The sequence below is a fragment of the Dechloromonas hankyongensis genome (genome assembly GCF_022012295.1).
GTDB lineage: Bacteria > Pseudomonadota > Gammaproteobacteria > Burkholderiales > Rhodocyclaceae > Azonexus > Azonexus hankyongensis.
This window is the reverse complement of the sequence record NZ_JAKLTN010000002.1, coordinates 1,093,873-1,112,301: the sequence shown is the minus strand read 5'-3', so window position 1 is coordinate 1,112,301 and position 18,429 is coordinate 1,093,873. Positions and strand designations below refer to the sequence as shown.

Annotated in this window: 19 protein-coding genes; 14 read left to right on the top strand and 5 right to left on the bottom strand. The window is 51.4% G+C overall.

Annotated features, from left to right (window positions below):
- The first annotated feature begins 445 nt into the window (after positions 1-445).
- The 5 genes from LZ012_RS13935 (at position 446) to LZ012_RS13915 (ending at position 4,742) form a co-directional block, all read left to right on the top strand.
- Entirely contained in the window at positions 446-1,150 is a 705-nt protein-coding gene (locus tag LZ012_RS13935; RefSeq protein WP_275711421.1) for an HNH endonuclease, read from the top strand.
- Positions 1,151-1,273: 123 nt separating this feature from the next.
- The gene (locus LZ012_RS13930) at positions 1,274-2,587 is read left to right on the top strand and encodes a hypothetical protein (RefSeq protein ID WP_275711420.1); all 1,314 of its coding nucleotides are present in this window, start codon (positions 1,274-1,276) and stop codon (positions 2,585-2,587) included.
- Positions 2,588-2,778: 191 nt separating this feature from the next.
- Positions 2,779-3,606, top strand: coding sequence for a hypothetical protein (locus LZ012_RS13925; RefSeq protein ID WP_275711419.1), 828 nt, complete (start codon positions 2,779-2,781; stop codon positions 3,604-3,606).
- Positions 3,607-4,059: 453 nt separating this feature from the next.
- Complete coding sequence (locus tag LZ012_RS13920) at positions 4,060-4,242, top strand: hypothetical protein (RefSeq protein WP_275711418.1); 183 nt, start codon at positions 4,060-4,062, stop codon at positions 4,240-4,242.
- Between the two features lie 233 nt (positions 4,243-4,475).
- Positions 4,476-4,742: a hypothetical protein gene (locus LZ012_RS13915; RefSeq protein WP_275711417.1), complete on the top strand. Its 267-nt coding sequence runs from the start codon at positions 4,476-4,478 to the stop codon at positions 4,740-4,742.
- Between the two features lie 216 nt (positions 4,743-4,958).
- Here the strand turns inward: LZ012_RS13915 and LZ012_RS13910 are convergent, their stop codons facing one another.
- Positions 4,959-6,029, bottom strand: coding sequence for a tyrosine-type recombinase/integrase (locus LZ012_RS13910; protein WP_275711416.1), 1,071 nt, complete (start codon positions 6,027-6,029; stop codon positions 4,959-4,961).
- Positions 6,030-6,056: 27 nt separating this feature from the next.
- On the opposite strand from LZ012_RS13910, the gene LZ012_RS13905 reads away from it, so the two are divergent.
- Complete coding sequence (locus tag LZ012_RS13905; RefSeq protein ID WP_275711415.1) at positions 6,057-6,251, top strand: hypothetical protein; 195 nt, start codon at positions 6,057-6,059, stop codon at positions 6,249-6,251.
- Positions 6,252-6,810: 559 nt separating this feature from the next.
- Positions 6,811-8,007 (top strand): HNH endonuclease, encoded by a 1,197-nt coding sequence (locus LZ012_RS13900; protein WP_275711414.1) that lies wholly within the window; start codon positions 6,811-6,813, stop codon positions 8,005-8,007.
- 13 nt (positions 8,008-8,020) lie between these two features.
- Here the strand turns inward: LZ012_RS13900 and LZ012_RS13895 are convergent, their stop codons facing one another.
- From LZ012_RS13895 to LZ012_RS13885, 3 genes are all read right to left on the bottom strand, one after another.
- The gene (locus LZ012_RS13895; protein WP_275711413.1) at positions 8,021-10,291 is read right to left on the bottom strand and encodes a DNA-methyltransferase; all 2,271 of its coding nucleotides are present in this window, start codon (positions 10,289-10,291) and stop codon (positions 8,021-8,023) included.
- Positions 10,292-10,525: 234 nt separating this feature from the next.
- Positions 10,526-10,822 carry a hypothetical protein gene (locus tag LZ012_RS13890; RefSeq protein WP_275711412.1) on the bottom strand — a complete coding sequence of 99 codons (297 nt, stop codon included), beginning with the start codon at positions 10,820-10,822 and terminating at the stop codon, positions 10,526-10,528.
- Positions 10,815-11,114: a hypothetical protein gene (locus LZ012_RS13885; RefSeq protein ID WP_275711411.1), complete on the bottom strand. Its 300-nt coding sequence runs from the start codon at positions 11,112-11,114 to the stop codon at positions 10,815-10,817. The genes LZ012_RS13890 and LZ012_RS13885 overlap by 8 nt, the downstream gene beginning before the upstream one ends.
- Before the next feature lie 46 nt (positions 11,115-11,160).
- Here LZ012_RS13885 and LZ012_RS13880 point away from each other — a divergent pair, with 46 nt between their 5' ends.
- Entirely contained in the window at positions 11,161-11,427 is a 267-nt protein-coding gene (locus tag LZ012_RS13880) for a hypothetical protein (protein WP_275711410.1), read from the top strand.
- 58 nt (positions 11,428-11,485) lie between these two features.
- Here LZ012_RS13880 and LZ012_RS13875 read toward each other — a convergent pair whose 3' ends face one another.
- Positions 11,486-12,109 carry a hypothetical protein gene (locus LZ012_RS13875; RefSeq protein ID WP_275711409.1) on the bottom strand — a complete coding sequence of 208 codons (624 nt, stop codon included), beginning with the start codon at positions 12,107-12,109 and terminating at the stop codon, positions 11,486-11,488.
- Positions 12,110-12,258: 149 nt separating this feature from the next.
- Between LZ012_RS13875 and LZ012_RS13870 the strand changes: the two genes are divergently transcribed.
- The 6 genes from LZ012_RS13870 (at position 12,259) to LZ012_RS13845 (ending at position 18,335) form a co-directional block, all read left to right on the top strand.
- Complete coding sequence (locus LZ012_RS13870; RefSeq protein WP_275711408.1) at positions 12,259-12,729, top strand: hypothetical protein; 471 nt, start codon at positions 12,259-12,261, stop codon at positions 12,727-12,729.
- 51 nt (positions 12,730-12,780) lie between these two features.
- On the top strand, positions 12,781-13,569 hold the full coding sequence (locus LZ012_RS13865; protein ID WP_275711407.1) for a DUF5131 family protein: 789 nt from the start codon (positions 12,781-12,783) through the stop codon (positions 13,567-13,569).
- Between the two features lie 33 nt (positions 13,570-13,602).
- Positions 13,603-14,061 carry a hypothetical protein gene (locus tag LZ012_RS13860; protein WP_275711406.1) on the top strand — a complete coding sequence of 153 codons (459 nt, stop codon included), beginning with the start codon at positions 13,603-13,605 and terminating at the stop codon, positions 14,059-14,061.
- Positions 14,062-14,084: 23 nt separating this feature from the next.
- On the top strand, positions 14,085-14,318 hold the full coding sequence (locus LZ012_RS13855) for a hypothetical protein (RefSeq protein ID WP_275711405.1): 234 nt from the start codon (positions 14,085-14,087) through the stop codon (positions 14,316-14,318).
- Positions 14,319-14,388: 70 nt separating this feature from the next.
- A complete protein-coding gene (locus LZ012_RS13850; protein WP_275711404.1) occupies positions 14,389-17,046 on the top strand; it encodes a DNA polymerase in 2,658 nt (885 codons plus the stop codon).
- 11 nt (positions 17,047-17,057) lie between these two features.
- Positions 17,058-18,335 carry a DNA primase family protein gene (locus tag LZ012_RS13845; protein ID WP_275711402.1) on the top strand — a complete coding sequence of 426 codons (1,278 nt, stop codon included), beginning with the start codon at positions 17,058-17,060 and terminating at the stop codon, positions 18,333-18,335.
- The last annotated feature ends 94 nt before the right edge of the window (positions 18,336-18,429 follow it).

The window sequence follows — 18,429 nt, the reverse complement described above, 5'->3', positions numbered from 1 at the left end:
CGTCGAAACGGACGGTGTTTGTGCTTTGCGGGACCACTGCCCGGTGGATCAGTGTGGGGTCGTAGTGGGATGGTGGATGGCTTGCCAATAGCCTTGAAACCCGCATGAAATAATGGTTTCCGGCCAATAGTGCGAGCAGTGTGAGATGCTTGGCCAAGACCTTTTGAATGACATCGGGCCTCCGGAATGTGGCACCCATCCCCATTATCGCCACTGTCCCTCCAGAAACTGTTACGGGCAACAGTATTCGGGTTCCGGCAACTGTTGATCTTTCAGGGTACCCAGAGTACGGAACTTGACATATATCCCTCGTTGTCGATTTGTCACACTTGGTAGACCATGGAGATACTGGAGAAGCTTGTCTGTGTCGATTGGCCCGGTGTAGGTCACGGGATGGGGTATGTGTACCGCACTGTTACACCGAATTTGATGAGGCGTTTCTGCGATGATTTTTGAAGACTGGATGTTGCACAAGGGGCTCTCTGCATCTACCTCGCTCAAGTATGACGGAGCAATTAAAGGAGCTTTGACAGAGTGGGGTATGGACAATGGGCTGCTTGAAGGGCCTTTAACCGCGATTCGGAGTCGGACTCAGTTTGAGTCAATCTCGAAGCAGATTCGTGAGCTGCCGATTTTCCACGAACGCAACGAGCGTGGTCATCACATGTATAGTAGTGCGCTGCTGAAATATGCGGAATACCTTTCGGAAGGGTTCGATAGTGATATCGAGTCGGATATCGAAACGATCATTGCCGATCCCAGTATTTCTATGACCGAGAAGAATAGCCTCGTCAAAGCCCGGATAGGTCAAGGTACGTTTAGGCAGCGCCTGATCGGATTGTGGGGAGGGTGTTCAGTTACCGGCTTCACGGACTGCAATCTCCTTGTCGCTTCGCATATCAAGCCATGGCGTGCCTCGTCCAATGCTGAGCGAATGGACAAATTCAATGGCTTACTGCTTATCCCGAACCTCGATAGAGCTTTTGATGCTGGACTCATAACGTTCGAGAAAGATGGGGAGATAAAAGTTTCCCCTCAGATGTCCGAGCCTGAAAAACTTGGCATTCAGCCGAAGTTGCGGGTCGCCCTTAAATCTGAGAATGAAATTTATATGGAATTCCACCGGTCCGAGGTCTTCCGAAGTTTCTAAATCTATCAAATGCCAACGTATGAGGGGTTCCAAGTCGGCCACAACCGGCTGTTATGCGGGTAACATCACGGGCGAAAACCAGCCACAAGCGGTCCAAATACCGTATCTCAAAGAAAGGTCACTGTGATCGAGAGTCTCGCAGATATCGAAGCGCTATCAGTTCGCTGTCGCTCGGAACAATCGAAGGACTACATCGCTGAGGCGATGCAGTGCTATCGAGCAGGTGCTTACCGTGCATCAATAGTAAGTACGTGGATCGCCGTCGTCTTCGATCTAATCGACAAGATAAGAGAACTCGCTGTTGCCGGTGACGCGACCGCGAAAACTATAGAAGCAAAATACGAAACTTACATAAAGCAGATTGAGCAAAACAACCCTTCCGGTATCAAAAGCGCTCTCGAATTCGAGAGGGAGATTCTTGAAACATGTCTCGACCGACTTCAGTTCTTTGATCCCCACCAGTTTATTGATCTCAGGCGGCTGAGAGAAGACCGACATAGATGCGCGCATCCGTCATTCCAACGCGTCGGCATTCCTTACCAGCCTTCTGCAGAACAAGCTCGTGTTCATATCCGAAATGCTGTCGTGCATGTTCTGGCGCAACCGCCAGTTCAAGGTAGGGCGGCTCTCGCCGAATTAAAGGCACTTGTAAGTTCTGCATATTTCCCGACTGACGACAAAAAAGCCCTAGCCCAATTGCAAAACTCCGGCCTTAAGAATGCGACGGAGGCCCTTGTCAGGGGGTTCATCGACCAATTGATATTTGGATTTCTCACAGACACTGATCCATTGTTCTACAAGAGACAGGTTGTGGCGGCTGTGAACGCGACCTTTGAGTTGTACCCTGGACTCAGCGAAGACAGATTGCGAAAACAGCTGAATAAGGCTATCCGAGATGTCCCGGATAGCCGGTTTCCTGGAGCAGCGTGCCTTGTCACTTATGTGAAATCTGCATGGGCCGTTTTGGAACAAACATCTAAAGACAAAGTTGTTTGTTTCATCAAGGAAGGGCCGGCTGGTGATGTTATGAGCGGACTTGAGGACTTAGCCCAGCTCGGTGGACTTAAACCTGCTGTAGAACAGCGTGTCAGCACGCTGACATTTGATGAGCTGGCTCAGGCTATCAGCTCACACGGCCTTCGCACACACGCTAAGGAGCAGGCAATGCATTTTCTTTCCCAAGTGCGCTCATGGGATCGAGCTAACGAGGTATTTAGCAAAGCGGTGTTGCCCCTGTTCTCGTGTCTGTCGACCGAAGATATCGAACGAATCATTCGAATGCCAAAGGAAACAGGGGCTGACCTCCCTGGTGCTCATGGCTATGGGCTTTTTATTGAAAATGTGAAGAAGGCTGCAATAGTCGATGAAACGAACCTCAATGCACTCTTAACGGCCAATGGAGCCGGTTACCTTGTGCCGCAGCCTGAGGAGGCATAGCCTCACTGCTACTCAAAGCGCCGCTTTATGCTAACGTATTCGGATGCTGCTTTTTCGACTTTTCAATGGTAATGGCATTTGCTCTCAATTCTCTGCAAGCCAATCACAATCCTGGTTTCAAGCGATATGGCGGTCCGGGGTTAGCGAGCAATACCGCGCCTATATCAGTAGCCTTCACATGAGATCCTCCAATGCCCGAGATACCGAAGAGACTTGCTCCAACGCGTGAAACAGTGAGGGAGCTTTATTTGAAATCCGGCAATCGCTGTGCGTTTCCGGGATGCAATAAGGCTTTATTCAACGCGAAGGGCGTCTTTGTTGGACATATTTGCCACATCGAGGCAGCTGAACCTGGCGGCGAGCGTTTTAACAAGCATCAAACAAACGAGCAGCGGCGACACCCGTCCAATTTAGTTCTCATGTGTTATGACCATCACGTAGAAACGGACGATGTTCTGAAGTTCCCTGTAGATCGCATGAAGCGAATTAAGGAAGAACACGAGAAGTTATTTTCTGATGTCATCGGCTCTATGCTTCAGACCGTAACTGACCACACGACGCTGACAGAACCGGTCTTTGCGAAGGATCTCAAAAAACTTGATCAAGTGCTCAGCTGGGGAAATTCCGACGAGGAACTAGCTGATGCATTGAAAGAATTGAAGCGCGTAACAATCAAGCTTGCGAAGGTGCCTATACCTTCACGAGGGCTATTCCTAATTCTCGTAAATCGAGGAAAGAAGGGACGCTTCTCAGACTCTCTGGAGGTTTCAGTTCCTGAAGTGCAGCAGGCCACTAACCTCGCGCCGGGTGAATTGAGGGAGTGCTTTTCCATCTTGGACGATCATGGATTTACGTATGACAATGACACCAATGACTTCGGTGTTCAAATGGTTGGGATAGCATCGCCATCTTCTGGATGGCCTCTGTGGGTAGATATCAAGCGCTTTTGCAAAAAGGAGAAGATCGATCTGTCTCAAATCATCATCAATCTCGACTTTTCGGTGCTTGATGAAGACTAACCCTTTGTTGCATGGGAAGCTTAGCCTATCGGCTAAGCTTCCCTGTGCTCGAAGGCTGAACGACAGCTTTGCCATAGCGCCAAGGCTTACATGCCGTCTCTACTTTCACTGAGGCTGAAATTTGCCGCGTCCTGGCACAGAAGCCTGCCCAGTATTCTCGTCCGACTTCTAAACCCTTGGTTTCCGTGGCGGTTTCGAGGTACGTCATAAACCCATACAGGTTCGCACCGTGGTCGTAGGGGCTGAAAAAGAAGAGGACACCGAAAAGGCGTCCTCGAAGTGATCCAGCTTTGTCAGATTTATTGACCGCATTAATGCTGGCAAACAGTCTTGGCTTTGTGCCGCTGACTGTCTCTTGGCCCATGACTGTCGGCAACGCTCATCGCCTTGCCGACTTCCAGCCCCACTTGGTTGTCAGGATAAATACCGTTGAACAATCTAACGGAGACAACCATGAAACTTGCTGAACTATTTGACCTGTCGGGTATGGAGAGAAACGCTGAACGCTTGAAGAAGAACGCCAAGCGTCAAGCTGATGTCGCGAAGGCCGCTCAGGCTCGCTTGAAGATGCTGAAGGCGCAGCAGCAACTGCGTGCGACTTCCACAAGCTCGTCACCCGCTCGTACTACCGAATGATCGCTATCACACAGGGCGATTGGCCTTCGCCCGATCAGGAAAAACTGGAATCCAGTTAGTAAAAACGGTTTCGGAAACACAGTAGTCCATCCGTGCCCTCGGATGGTGTTGCCCGTTTGATGAATCCGAAGGATGCTGACTACAGTGGAACAGGGACTATGCGCTGACTCGCCGGTTCATGCAGCCAACACTGGTATCATCGTTGGATTATCCAATGACAGGTGTTTACAAGCATGGCCGATGAGTCGCTTAGAACTGTTGTACTGGATGCCGTTATCGATGGCACCTTTGGCAAAGGCATTGTCGTTTCAGTCGCCGAACTGAAAGCCAAGTTCGGAGCGGACTACTCCGAGAACTACCTGAATACCTTTCTTGCCAATTCAGAGATGGGCGCACTGACTGCTGGCTATCGGCGCTTTACCATCCGAGTTGACGAAGGGGTGTATCAGATTCACCCCGTCGAATTGCTATACCGAATGAGAGATCGGGAACTCGTTTAAGGCGCGGGCCGTATTGCTACAACGGCCTGATCCCATGCACCGAGCAGTTTTTCCCGTACTGGGCCTCGATCATCGCTCTTGCTTGGCCCCTGTTGTTGGCTTGGATTGTAGTCGTCAGACCAGAGGTTAGGCTGCTGCCGATGGTCGCTTTGCCTGGCTCATTTTGGCGATAGACGCTGAATCTGACTTCGAAAAGTGGCATGGTGATTTCCGTGATTAGCCGTTGCGTTGGTTGAGTTGGTTGATTACGTCACGCGCCTTTGATGTCACCTGACGGGATTCAAGGTGGGCGTAACGCATGGTGGTCTTGATGTCGCTGTGGCCGAGGATTTCGCGCACTTCGTAAACGCTCATTCCATTCTGGACAAGGCGAGAGGCGAGGGTGTGGCGCAGGGTATGCACTCGGCACCTCTGTAATCCAGCCCGTAAAATTGCTTTGCGGATTGACTGGGTGCAGTAACCACGGGCTTCGCCGTCCCGATTGCTGAAGACATAGGGGCCGGTCTTTCCTTTTTCCCGGCGAGAAAGCACGTCGAATACCCGGTCGGTCATGTACAAAACCGTCTCGTTTTCTACCTTTGACTGCCAGAGGTAAATTGCTTTCTCTGCGAGGTCTATGCGTTGCCATTCGATATTGGCAATTTCGCTATACCGAGCGCCGGTATCAAGCAGCAAAATCACGAGGTCGTAGGCGTCCTGCATGACCCGCTTCAGTTCTTCGCTGCGCTCAGCCCTTGGTTTCAGGCCGGCGCCTTCCCGGTTAGGGGCTAATTCGCTAAGCAGGCGTGTTTCCTCCTCGCTGCTCAGGTAGCGCAATGGCACCTTCGGAATTTTCACGGTGGGAAATTCAAGTTCGCTGACTTGGTAGCCCAATTTCTTGCTGAATTTCCATGTGCCACGAACCAATAGCAACCCATACTTGATAATTTCCGCACCTACGCCTTCGTTAATGCGTGCTTGCTTGAACCGCTCCAGGTCATGTGCCGTGATTTCGTCGATGTACTTCTTCAACGGGAGCAGGCGGAGCAATACGGCTTCGTGGGCAAGCAAATTGGCGTAGCTGGCAATTCCCTTCTTTGATACCTTGTATTGCTGGAATGCATCTGCCAGCAAAATCCGTGGCTTTCTACCTCGATATTGCTGTGCATGTAGCTGGGCCTTCCATTCGACCTCCATCTGCTCTGCTGTTTTCTTGCTGGTGGTTCGGGTGGAGCGGATATAGGTCTGCCCATTGAACTGGAATTGCATGTACCAGTACTTGCTATTTCCTCGCTTAACGATGCTCATGACTTAGGTCCAATTCAGGTGATCTACATGGAGACCATCCATGACCTACCGGGCTGGGGCAACGCCAATCATCGAGAAATACATGTGAGGAAAGAGGCCATCGAGTGGGTGAATTCGGAGCAGCGAAGCGCGACGAAATTCCCCATCTCGATCAGTCGCCGAAGGCGAATGTATGGCATCAAATTCAGGCAGGAAATGCCATCGCTGAGCGGGAAAAAATGAACACAATCCCGAAACCTTGCATCTTGCCGGTGTTGTCGGTGGATACCATTCGATTGTTGCGTGCTTTGCACGTGATTTGCGGTTGTTCCTCAGCTTCGCTTCGTCACCACTCGCAAATCAGGTCTTTTTTTCTTGCAACCGGGGGCGGGGAACTGCCCCGTATGAGTTAGACCAACTCGCACAACTCCTGTCGGGTTCGCTGCGCTGCCATTGCTGGCGGTGTAATACGTATCGTGGATGAAAAGTTCAAGCGTAATTCCCAAGCTGACACATCATCGACGCCATCCACACGGCATCGCTGAAACTTTAACCGGCTTCACACGGCAGGCTCGTTATTGCGGCTCCACGCAATCTGTTCCCATCACTGCCAGTCAGTTAGGGTATGGCTGGCTGAGTCGTCTATTTGCTTGTATTCGTGCTTGTCTCGACGCTGGACAAGAGTATTTATGCTTCAGGCGCTGCTGGTCTGCCTATTGTTGAAACATCCTCCTTGAGAAAATACTTCATTGTCCTGCGCGCATTTCTGAAATAATCCTTCCATCTCAGCATGGAAGGCAACATGGCAGCGTTCAAATTCAACGATGAGCAGTGGAGCGATGAGGAATGGAAGGCGTTGTTGTCGCGTCTAATCTCCGATGGGCTACTCACATGGAAACAGATTACTACCCTAACTCTGGGGCACATGAATCCGTCGCAAGTAGGGACGAGTCTCGCTTCATCTGAAGGGTTCAAATTAAGGTACGGCAAGGGTAATGTCATGGCAAAAGTCATGGACTGGTTCTATACCCAGGATGGAAAATGCCGGGACTGTGGTACGCGACTCGAACTACAAGCCGACCACAACATTCCACGTGAGTCTCACGACAACCCGTTGGACGCGGACTACATTGAGAATATGGTTCTTCGCTGCCGACGCTGTAATGTTATCAAGAGACCCTCGCATGAATTCGGCGGTCAGACACATCTGACTGCTGAGACAGCTCTAATGTGGATTCTGTTTAGCTTTAGGCCTCGAACGCTCAGTGACTTCATCCGTATGTGCCGTATCTACGGAATGACAATGGCAGATGTCCGGATGCAGGAGGGATGGGCAATGGCCCATTGGCTCCAACACAACGGTTCGTCAAACTACCTCCTTGATGGTGAATTTTCGCAGTGCAACATCTTGCAATGGCCTGATGGTGGAATCACGCGGTCGTGGGATGCTGATGAAGTTCCAGACGTGGACACTGCAACAGTAATTTTCGAGAGAGCGCTTGCATCGCAGCATCTTCTCGTCGTTGCTTGCCACGAGAATGGCGGCGGCATTGTCCGGTTTCAGGCAATGCGATTTCGCGTTGAGAGCCTACCGTTCTCTCACTACTTCCCAGATGAAGGTGCCGAATGCCTTGCGATTGCGTATACGCCGCCGAAACGCAATAAAGCCTCGCTTAATGTTGATGTGGCGCCTGATGCTCCGTCAGCGTCTGAGATCCTGCATGACATAGAAACACTCGACGAAGTGGCTGTTGAAGGGGACCTGGCCGCCACTGTGGGCTCAGATTCTGGAAATGGTGCACAGATTAACAAGCTCCCACCGCGTGGGATGAAGATCATGGCAACATGGCTTATCGACGCTCAAGCTACAGCATCGATTTCTTGGGTACAAGGAACCCGGACCAAGAGCGCAGCGCTGGGTCCAACTGCTCGAGGAAAGAAACTATTCGACGCTGTGCCGGATCAGGCAACTACTGTTGAGTTCATACTTCAGACGTAGAGACTAAGCGCAATTACATGATTTTGTTACCTTCGTGATAGAGCTTCAGCCCGAGGTCACAATAGTCTTGGCTTTGCTCGATGCAGATAGCCCTTCGCCCATACGCGACGGCAACCCGTCCCGTTGTCAGACTTCCCCCGAATGGATCGAGGATTAGTCCGTTTTTGGGTGTCGTTTCCATACAGAGCAGTGGTATCTCTTCTGGAAATGGGGCGGTATGTCCATGAACATTTTTACCCCGAACCATTTTGATTACAGGTTTGGCACGAAGTATTCCCGTCTTGGATGGGGCAGGCTCGCTTCCAGGCTTTTGGAATACGAGGACATGTTCCCAGCAGTTGAAGGGGGACTGGTAGAACGGTGAGAAATTTCCGGCATTGAACCCTCGCTTTCCTTCGATTTCCCCTTTATCCCATACGATATTTCCTAAGCACTGGAATCCAATTTTTCGAAATAGATCAACTGTATAGCCAGAAAGAATGAGCCGCTTTTGGCCCATGGCCGATTGTGCAACAATATTTTCGTTATCGAAGTAATCAAATATGTTGTAGTAATAAATGGCTCCAGGCTTTAGCACCCTGAAAACCTGCGCGTTTACTTCGAACATGTCCTGCAAGTAGCAGTACATGTTGGGCCATTGAGAATATTCTCTTGCGTTATAGTACGGAGGGGAGGTTACCGCACCATCGATAACATCCTCACCGATTGATAAAAGGACCTGCCGTGAGTCGCCACAGAAGACGTTAAGTTCATCGTTTCCGAGATTGTTTAGAGTAACGGGTTCAATTGCTTTGGTTGGCACTCCATATCGTTTGAAGAATGCCGCGTTAAAAAACCACGCGGCATCATCGCTGCTCGGACTCGTTAGGAGCGGATCGGAAGATACTTGTCGCCCGAGCGTTGCTTTGAAAACTTCAGGACGACTGGATAGTACCGTTACGCCGTCACCTGACATTGAATAGTGGCGTAGGAGATGTTCCAACACCTCTGAATCATCTTCTATAGCAACAACATCCCTCCGCCACTTGCGAACGAATGTGGCCGGAATGTCGTTACTCTCGTCGTCGAGGGCCTGTTGCATTGTTAGCCCGCGGAATGAGTACCTCTTTCCGCGGTTGTACTTGCTTCGGTCTGGGCAAAGCGCATTGCAGCATTCCCAACTCTTCACACCCAGGCTGGGGTAAGAGTTGCCTTCGATCTGGCTCGACCTGCACGTAGGGCAAGGAACGGCTGTTTCGTCCCGAAGGTTCTTCTGAAAGACCAGAAGTTGATTTACCTCTCCTGTCGGCCGTTCAAGTACAAAGCAGTCCCGATACGTGAATCCCTCGTTAACCAATTCAAACCGCGCTTCACCCAAATCGAGGTCCGGAATGTGCGCTACTGTCGTAGAGCGTATCTTGTCGAATCGAAAGTAACCCCGGTCAAGAGTTTTTTCGACGTGCTTTTCTGCAAAAAGCGACACGTCAGCGGCCAGTTCCCATGAGTGATCGCGTCGCCCTACTAATGCCGACTTGATCATGACAGCCAAGTAGCCGTAATTGTTCAACGATACATAGCTCTCTCGCACCTGTCGCAACACTGCGCCCTGAAGCGATATATAGTCTTGGAAGTGCGAACACCAGGTCTCATCAATGACGATGTAATGAAGAGCCGAGTCACGGTGAAAGAGCCGTGGTGTGCGGCGCTGAAGTTCATCCCAAAATCGCTCACAATAGCCTTCCTCATTAAAGTCGCTATCGAAGTATCGATGCATATCTCGCTGAGGAAGACTTCCCCATAGGAACGATGCGAAGAGCGCTTTCAGAATCTCAGTTCGCACATCTCTTTCGCCTACTTCGCGTCTAAGTTTCGCAGGAGCTTTTAGTTCAAGGTGCAAATGCTCGAGCGTGTCATTACGGCATGAGCATCTGGCGGCAGCGGCCAGCGTCTCGCATACTTCAGTATCGATACTGAAGTCATCCAATAGACGGCTCAAACCGAAGAGTTCCTCCCGGTCAAAGATTTCCTGGATGGCGACCTTCTGATGATAGTTAAACGTCTTGCCGAGCTTGGCCCCGCGTTCGTAGAACGCGGCTAAGTAATGGGCATTGATTTTGAACTTCTTGTTGACATGTGAGAAGAATGCTTTTTCGCGCACTGGCAGCGGCAAGAGATCATACTTGGACAAGTACGTTACGAGTGCTTCGCAGCGATTTTCATAGTCTGAATCGAATGCGATAGAAGAAGATGGGATCGCTATCGCTGTAGCGAACTCATAACGGAGGTGTTTTAGCAACGAATTCAAGACGTTCCCTCGATCCTACTGAACCGAGCCCCTTTATTTGAGAGACTCGTGTGATACATAGTCTGTGGCCCCCCACAGCGCAGCCGATGATTATCCCCGATCAATCACTGCTAAGGCGAGAGGCTTTCTCGAGAGAGGAATCCGCGCAGGGTAACGAAGTATTTTCCCAAGAAGGATGTGATCTTGGAATCACATCCACGATGACCCTCAGTTGTTTAGCCACATCCTACGGGGTCATGCTGGTTTGGCGGCTTTCTTTGCTTTGCGACGGCAGTTGTACCAGTAGGTGACAGCGCCTTTTTCGGTGAGCGTCGCACCCTGGACGAAGGCGGCGACCACCACTTCCTTTTCTTCATCCTTCAAGGCTTCGAAGATGGCTATCGCGGCATCGGCCTTGCTCTTGCCTTCTTTGATGATGGCCTTGCCCTTGGCAATGGCCTCCTTGATGGCTGCTTTTCCCAGATCGATCTTCTTCGGCTGGGCAGCAGCGGCTGCGGTGGTATTTTCGGACGTGGCTGCGGTCTTATCCATGATATTTCCTCCAAATTTGCTGAGTTAGTTTGTCGACGACGGATTGCGGGGCGGTCTCGAATCCGGCGATGTCATCCAGCAAGCCGAGCAGGGCATCGGTGAAGTCGTCGAACTCCATTCCTTCTCCGAAATCATCGATTAGGATTTCCACCAGTTGTTGCTTCTGATCGGTTGTTAGCGTGTACATCGTTGGTGCCTTTCTCTTGACCACAGGGGCACCATCCAACCGATCCACAGTTCGGGCAACGGCATAGCCAGAAAATATTTCGGTGCCCGGAACGTGCCGATCCATCAGACGCTAAGGGTTGAAATCAACCAACGTCTGAGGAGAAAAAGCCATGCTGTTTTCATTAGGCCAAGTCGTCGTTGCACGGAATTGCCTTAACTACGCACAGCAGCACGGGGTCAATCTGACCGAACTCGTCGAACGCCATGCCAGTGGTGACGATGGCGATCTATGTAAAGCCGACCAAGCCTTGAACGATTTGGCTATCCAGTCCGAGGGGCGGGTGTTTTCGAGCTACACGATAAACGCCGTGAGTTTCTACGTCATCACGGAATGGGACAGGAGCTACACCACCGTGATGCTGGCAGAAGATTACTGAGGAATCTGTCTTCGTCGCCGGAAGGCGTGCTCGTGGGGAAACCTACACGGGGCGGGGTTTATCGGTACTTCGGGAATCTACCTTCTTCGAGATTTTTCATCAACTTGTTCGCCCACTGCAAATAGCGGCTAACCGTTGAACTTAATATCGCTTTCTTCTCTACAAGGACGCCACGGGTATCGGTCTTCTTGGTGGCTTTGCTTGGATTCATCTTCAGCTTTTCGGCGATCTGCCACAGCCGCAGACTTGTCGTTTCTCTCAGGTCATAGACCTTCAACATCAATTCCAGGGTATCGAGAGTTGTCTTTCCCGATATTTCACACCATTCAAATTCAGAATAGCTCCGGTGCCTCGGTCTTCCAGCTTTTCCTGGATGGTGCTCTTTCAGTAGCCGTCTGAACTGTTTGAGGAGTTGATCCTTCGGCACATTCATATCGATGAACACACAGAGGTCGAGATCGTAGTCCTCGGGCGGTAAGTACCATTCTCGGTATTCCTCTTCATTTTCGATGATCCTGAATCCAATCAGCTTGTCATTCAGGTCTTCAAGGAATTTGTTGTTCTCAGACATCCACTGATCGAACGGGACATTTGTGCTGGTGAACAAATGCGACAAATCCCCTGAATCACTGGCTTTGACGGTTCGTTTTGCCCACTCATACAGCAGTTGGTGCTTGTCCATGGTTCCCTGGTTATTGCAACGCATTAATTGGTGTTAATTGTGTTGCAAATATGCGCATGTCGTCAAGATCAATAAAGTGCGGTCAATCGGTTCAGCAACATCGGGCCGACAAAACCAAACCTTTTAATTCTTTACGAAAGCCTTGAACCATGACCACCACTAACAACACCTCTACCTCTATCACCACTAACGAGTTCGGCGGCCTCATCGAAATCACCGATGCGACGGGCGAGCGTCATCTTCTTGATCCTTGCTATGTCGGCAACGTCACGATGCCAAAGGCTGATGCCTTTGCTGTTGTCAAAAAGTGGATCAGTTCTCTGCCGGATGGCGACGCGAAAGTGAATGAGCTCATGTCCGATTTCAACGAGGACAACGCAGCGGGCGTGATGCTCTATTTCATTTGCCAAGCTGTTGAAGAGATGCCCTATCAAGATGCCCTTGATGCGCTCGTGAAGCCTGTCTATTTGGTCTGCGCTCTTCTCGAGTCGAACTACTGGAGCGCCAAGGTTGATCGCCTTCACCCGGTATTCCATGTCGAAGGAGCCGAAATGGAAATCCTCGATGCTGAGGAATACAAGCGTCGTGTCGAACAGGCCTTCGCTCCGGTTTTTGCCTAATCAATTAATCCATGTGGGGGCCTAGGCCCCTGTGTATCAAGGAGATATGACATGGCAAAACACAACTCCGGTGACATCCTCACCTCCGACTGGAATCCGGTCATCGGCTGCCAGCGCTATTCCGCTGGTTGCCGTGATTGCTGGTGGCTTGACGGCATCATGCCCTGGCAAATCCGCCTCGGTAACCTACCAGAGTCCGTCACAGAAGGCGAGCCGACCGAACTTGAGGCTCGCTTCGATCCTGCGAAATTGCGTCCAAAAAAAGGCATCGTCGGTGTAATTCAGCACGGCGATCTGTTCTGGGACAAGTTTTCTGACGGAACCATCTGCCGTGTTCTCGACGTGGTCGATCAAGTTGCCCGTGAGCGTGAGGAAAAGAATTTCTGCCACGCAAAATTCCAACGCGCTACCGACAACACCAAATACATCATTTGGACAAAACGTGCCGAGCGTATGGCGAATGTTCTTGAACAGCGCTATCCGCAAGGAGTTCCACCCTACATCGCTTGCGGCGTTTCGGTCGAAAACCAAACGCTGGCCGATGAGCGCCTTCCGCATCTGCTTCGCGTTCAAGGCCATCGCTTCGTGATGATCGAGCCGATGCTCGGGCCGATTGACCTGACCGGTTACGAAGATGTGGATTGGGTGGTACTCGGTTCTGAAACGGGTACGGAGCGTGCCCGCCCCCTCGACCTCAATTGGGCTCGTCAGGTTCGCGATTTTTCCCTGGCAAACGATCTGCCGTTTTTCATCAAGCAGGTTGGGTCGAGCCACAAAAAGCCTGTTCGCGAACTTGATGGTCGTACGTGGGACGAGTTCCCGATCGGATTCTGCAAGTAGACATACCAATCACATAAACCTAGGAGAAACAAAATGCATCAACAAACCAATCAATTCACTCGCTTCGGAGGAATCTTCGTAGCACGTGAAGCCAATAACCCCTCTTGGATTCAGGATTCTGCCATTGCTGGGCTCATGGCAGCAGTTCCGACGATGGATCAAATTAAGGATTTTATTCACGACTATTTTCCTGATATGCCCACGGATGAGATTAGCGATGAGGTTGTTATGCCGTGCCTCGTCTCGATTTGCGCATTCCTTAACTACACCATCAATAAGGGGGAAATGTCTGAAGAGACCTGGGGTGAAGAGATTCGGGCAGCTTGTGGCGCAATCTCGGCCATCTCCCAATATCCGTACTGGTCCTGCGATGCCGTATTCGATTCGAAGCTTCCGGGCAAAGTCAGTTTCACGATCAAAGAAATTAGCGAGCAGGATTTTTCGGATCAACACGCGACGTTTGATCCCTCTCCTCTCGAAGCTGCCGCATAACTCAACCATTGGAGGTTTCTAACATGGCAAAACTCACTTTACTTCCGACCGGCGACGCACTGGACATGAGCACTGTCGCCTCAATCTCACTCAGTCCCGGTAAGGGCGTTCTTTGTTTGGACAGTCAGCGCCGCTTTCTCACATTGATTCGGGTCGAGGACGCTGAAAAGGCAAAACAGGTGCGCCAAATCCTAATTCAACACACGCAGCCTGGGATGGGGACCAGCCAGCCTGATTGGAGTTTTCTCGAACAGTAAGCTGGATTTAAAAAGTACTGATCCTAGGGGGTAGTGGTTGATCCATTACCCCTTTTTTTGGAGCAATCAAATGCAAAACATGACTGAAATTCCTGTCCAGGAAACCTGGTGCAAGTCGCTGGAAGGGGAATATGTACCGGAATGTTACACCTATTGTTTCGAGCCTTTGATCGAAGAGGATGTCGAGGCAAAGTTAAAGCGCTGGGAACAGCTAATTGACAATCAATTTGACGATACTGCTGCTGATCCTGGAAAGCCTCAGAAGGGGCAGGGGCCGACCGTCTATATCGGCTTCGATTCGGAATTCGTTCCGGGTGATGAAGAGCGCGACAACGTCATCTTGAGCCTCCAGTTTTATCTGGTAGGTGAGTGTGGCGTGATGCAGCGGGTTGTCTATCCGAGTGGCCCAGAGAAAAGCCAGCGCCCGCACTTCTGCAAGATCATTTTCGATCTGATCCAGGAGGCGATGGATCGTGGCGTGGTGCTTGAATGGCCGAACCATGTCGTTTTGGTTGGCTTTTTCCTGCGCATCGACTTGCAGGCGTTTGGCGATCTCGTGTCGTTCAAGCAAGCCCTGGAAAATGTCGGTGGCCGTGTTTCTTCGGTGAAAAGCTCTGTGCTCTTGGAACCAGAAGTGGATGATCTTGATGGCCTGCTGAACAACCAAACCTATTTGGCGACAGATCGTGATGGGGTGTTCCGCACCTTGAAGGTCCGCTTCGTTGATGCTGGCGGCCACGTAGCGATGGGTACATCGCTGGCTCAAATCGGTGATTGGCTGGACTTGCCAAAGCTTGAACTCCCGGAAGGTTATCTCAAGGAACGGATGGACCTGTTGTTGCAGGGCAATAAGCATGCATTCGAAAAATACGGTCTTCGCGACTCCGAAATCGCTGTCCGGTTTTATCTGCACCTGCTCGATTTCGCTGAAAAGCATGCCGGGAAGCGTTCGCTACCTGCGACTGCTAGCAGCCTGGCAGTTCGCATCTTCACGAAGACGCTTAAAGATAGCCAAGTCGATTTCAATGCGGCGTTTGGTGTAACTGAGGGCTCCAGCACCTACTGGAATTCGACGAGGGAACGGGTTGTAACGAAAACCGAGAAATCTCCCTCGCCGATGCGGGCGATCAATGAACCGTTCATTGCCAGTTGCTACAGCGGCGGTCGCAATGAGTGCTATGCCTTTGGCCCAACGACAATCGGCGTTTTCAACGATTTCGATCTGGCTGGAGCCTATACAACGGGCATGGTTGATCTGCGCCATATCGACTACGACAGGTATTGGTACTCCCGCAACCCACAGGATTTTGTCGGTCATGTCCTCGGGTTTGCCTATGTGCGGTTCGCCTTTCCGAAGGGCACTCGGTTTCCCTCGATGCCTGTGCGGAACTCACATGGCGGGCTGGTTTATCCCCTGACGGGGCTGTCGTATTGCACAGCACCAGAGATTGAGGTGGCTCTGAATCTCGGCTGCAAGCTCGACATTCTGCACGGCGTTATTTTCCCGTGGTGTGAGGGTGATAACCGGCTGTTCGAGCCGTACGTGATGCACATCCGCTCGCTCCGGAAGTCGTTCGTCAAAGGCTCCCTCTTTGAGCTGTACTCCAAGCTCCTCGGAAACAGCCTGTACGGGAAAACAGCGCAAGGCCTGAAGGCAAAGACGGTCTTCGACTCTCAGGGGATGAAGAGTGTTGAACTGCCTCATTCCATTTTGACGAATGCCGCCATCGCAGCACATACGACGGGCTTCGTTCGCGCTGTTCTCAGCGAGCAAATTGCTGGAATCCCTCCGCATCGCAATGTGATTAGCGCCACGACAGACGGTTTCATCACGGATGCCGACGAGTCCGAGTTGGCGTTGAATGGGCCGATGGCGAAGCGTTTTCAGACGCTCTGTCAGCGTGTTGCTCCTGGCAGCAAGATGTTGGAACGCAAGCATCGTGTGCGTCAGCTGATTGCCATGAAAACTCGTGGCCAGCTCACGGCTATCCCGTTCGAGAGCGACCCATTCATTCTCGCAAAAGCTGGTGTGTCGCCGCAGGTTGAATCTGCCTTGCACAACGATTTCATGGTCGATTTGTTCATGAATCGCTGCCCCGGTGACATGACTATTACTCGGCCTTTCACGCCATTTCGTGAGCAGTGGGTAAAGGATGCCGATGTTGTTCGCCTGACTCGGCAATCGAGGCTGAACCTTGAGTTCGACTTCAAGCGCCGCTTGCTTGATCCGCTCGAAATTTCTGTTGCTGACGGAGAGCACCTTTCGCTGACTAGCGTGCCATGGAATGACTTGGCGGAGTTTGAGCGCGCACGGGCCGTATTCGATGGCTGGCGGGAAAAACACTGCCTGAAAACCCTCGGTGATTTCAATGACTGGGAGGATCACTACCAGTTTGCGCTGGTACGGGATCGCCTGACCAATGGTTGCGGGCGGAGTTTTGGAATTAGGCCCACAAGCGGCGGCATCACGGATGTGTTCCGCCGCTTGTTCTTGCGTGCCTACACGCAAGGCCTCTGTGGATTGATCAAAACCATGACCTATCCCGAGTTGGCTGCCTGGCTTACTGAGCGTGGTTATCCGACAAAAGATAGTGAAGTGAAAAACGCCGTGCGGTCGAAATTCATTGAGCACGCAGTGCCATTGACGCCTCGTACAGCGGAACTGAAAACGCTGCTTGTGGAAGGGTTCCCGAACATCGAAATCGAAAAATTTATTGCAATTAACTAAGGGAGCAAATCATGGAAAACAATGAAATCATCGCCACTACCTCAACCAGCACCGAACCAATGGCTACCGGCTGGCCGGTTCCTGAAACTGCAACTAACGCCGTTAAGGAATTCCTCAGCAAATACTATCCGGGCGGCCTCGTGTATCTGCACAACGGATTTTTGGCGTATTCGAGCGGCTACTGGGTCGATCAGGATGAACAGGCCGATATTCTGCGTTCGATCACTGAGTTTTTTGGTTCTGGCGCTGCAACCAAATACGTGCGCGAGCTATTCGCTATGCTGAAGACTACTTGCGTGGTGAAGGGTAGCGACTTCAAGCCGAATCACAACTTCGTCTGCTTCAAAAACGGTGCGCTCGATATGACGACGTATCAGCTTGTTCAGCACGATCCCAGGATGCATCTGCGCTCTGGCCGCAATGTTGATTGGGACCCGGACGCACAAGCACCGGTCTTCGAGAAGTTCCTGAGCGACGTGTTTCGTGATGATGACGACCGCGATCAGAAAATCCAGTTCATGCGTGAATGGATGGGGCTTTGCCTGATTCCTGATACCAGCTTCGAGAAATTTGTCGTCTGCGTTGGGGATGGCGGTAACGGCAAGTCTGTTTTGCTGAAGCTGATGGCCGAGTTAGTCGGTCATGAAAACGTCTACAGCGCACCGATCCAGCGCTTGTGTAATCGTCGTGCGCTGGCCGAACTGGATGGAAAACTGCTGCTGATGAGTTCCGAGATCAATGAGAACACGGTGATGGATGACGGGGTGCTTAAGCAGATCGTGAGCGGTGACATGGTCGAGGCCGAGCGCAAGTACGAGCGCCCGTTTGCCTTCATCCCGACCACGCGCATCATGCTCGCCACCAACCATTTGCCGAAATTGCGCGATGTTACCCATGCGTTTTTCCGCCGCTTGGTGATGATCCGGTTCAACCGTAATTTCACCGCTGACGAAATGGATATGAACCTGCCTGCCAAGCTTTCGGCTGAGTTGGACGGCATTTTTGCCGTGGCTGTTCGTGGGTTGAAATCTTTGCGGGACCGCAAGTATTTCGTGGTTCCGGCTTCATCGAAGGCTGCGTCGGATCAGTATCGGGAGGATTCCGACCAGATCAAGATGTTCGCCGATGAGGCACTGGTTCGCTGTACCGAAAAGGGCATGCAGCCTGCCGCTCTGTACAAGCTCTACACGACGTGGGCGAGTGCTTTCGGGGTCAAGGCTGAGAACAATATCGTCCTCGGCAAGCGTTTGAAGCAGATGGGATTCGCGAAAACCCGCTCGAATGGCTAGGATTACTGGTGTGTGAAGATGTCTCCCGCTGGGGAGGAAATCCTGAATAAACGCTCCGCGCACGTTGTTGATCTGCCTGCCGTGAAACCTGCAG

What these genes read in the sequence shown, in the direction of transcription:
- LZ012_RS13935 (WP_275711421.1), top strand. Translation starts at nt 446, where the DNA reads ATGATTTTTGAAGACTGGATGTTGCACAAGGGGCTCTCTGCATCTACC.
- LZ012_RS13925 (WP_275711419.1), top strand. Translation starts at nt 2,779, where the DNA reads ATGCCCGAGATACCGAAGAGACTTGCTCCAACGCGTGAAACAGTGAGG.
- LZ012_RS13920 (WP_275711418.1), top strand. Translation starts at nt 4,060, where the DNA reads ATGAAACTTGCTGAACTATTTGACCTGTCGGGTATGGAGAGAAACGCT.
- LZ012_RS13915 (WP_275711417.1), top strand. Translation starts at nt 4,476, where the DNA reads ATGGCCGATGAGTCGCTTAGAACTGTTGTACTGGATGCCGTTATCGAT.
- LZ012_RS13910 (WP_275711416.1), bottom strand. Translation starts at nt 6,029, where the DNA reads ATGAGCATCGTTAAGCGAGGAAATAGCAAGTACTGGTACATGCAATTC.
- LZ012_RS13905 (WP_275711415.1), top strand. Translation starts at nt 6,057, where the DNA reads ATGGAGACCATCCATGACCTACCGGGCTGGGGCAACGCCAATCATCGA.
- LZ012_RS13900 (WP_275711414.1), top strand. Translation starts at nt 6,811, where the DNA reads ATGGCAGCGTTCAAATTCAACGATGAGCAGTGGAGCGATGAGGAATGG.
- LZ012_RS13890 (WP_275711412.1), bottom strand. Translation starts at nt 10,822, where the DNA reads ATGGATAAGACCGCAGCCACGTCCGAAAATACCACCGCAGCCGCTGCT.
- LZ012_RS13885 (WP_275711411.1), bottom strand. Translation starts at nt 11,114, where the DNA reads ATGGATCGGCACGTTCCGGGCACCGAAATATTTTCTGGCTATGCCGTT.
- LZ012_RS13880 (WP_275711410.1), top strand. Translation starts at nt 11,161, where the DNA reads ATGCTGTTTTCATTAGGCCAAGTCGTCGTTGCACGGAATTGCCTTAAC.
- LZ012_RS13875 (WP_275711409.1), bottom strand. Translation starts at nt 12,109, where the DNA reads ATGGACAAGCACCAACTGCTGTATGAGTGGGCAAAACGAACCGTCAAA.
- LZ012_RS13870 (WP_275711408.1), top strand. Translation starts at nt 12,259, where the DNA reads ATGACCACCACTAACAACACCTCTACCTCTATCACCACTAACGAGTTC.
- LZ012_RS13865 (WP_275711407.1), top strand. Translation starts at nt 12,781, where the DNA reads ATGGCAAAACACAACTCCGGTGACATCCTCACCTCCGACTGGAATCCG.
- LZ012_RS13860 (WP_275711406.1), top strand. Translation starts at nt 13,603, where the DNA reads ATGCATCAACAAACCAATCAATTCACTCGCTTCGGAGGAATCTTCGTA.
- LZ012_RS13855 (WP_275711405.1), top strand. Translation starts at nt 14,085, where the DNA reads ATGGCAAAACTCACTTTACTTCCGACCGGCGACGCACTGGACATGAGC.
- LZ012_RS13850 (WP_275711404.1), top strand. Translation starts at nt 14,389, where the DNA reads ATGCAAAACATGACTGAAATTCCTGTCCAGGAAACCTGGTGCAAGTCG.
- LZ012_RS13845 (WP_275711402.1), top strand. Translation starts at nt 17,058, where the DNA reads ATGGAAAACAATGAAATCATCGCCACTACCTCAACCAGCACCGAACCA.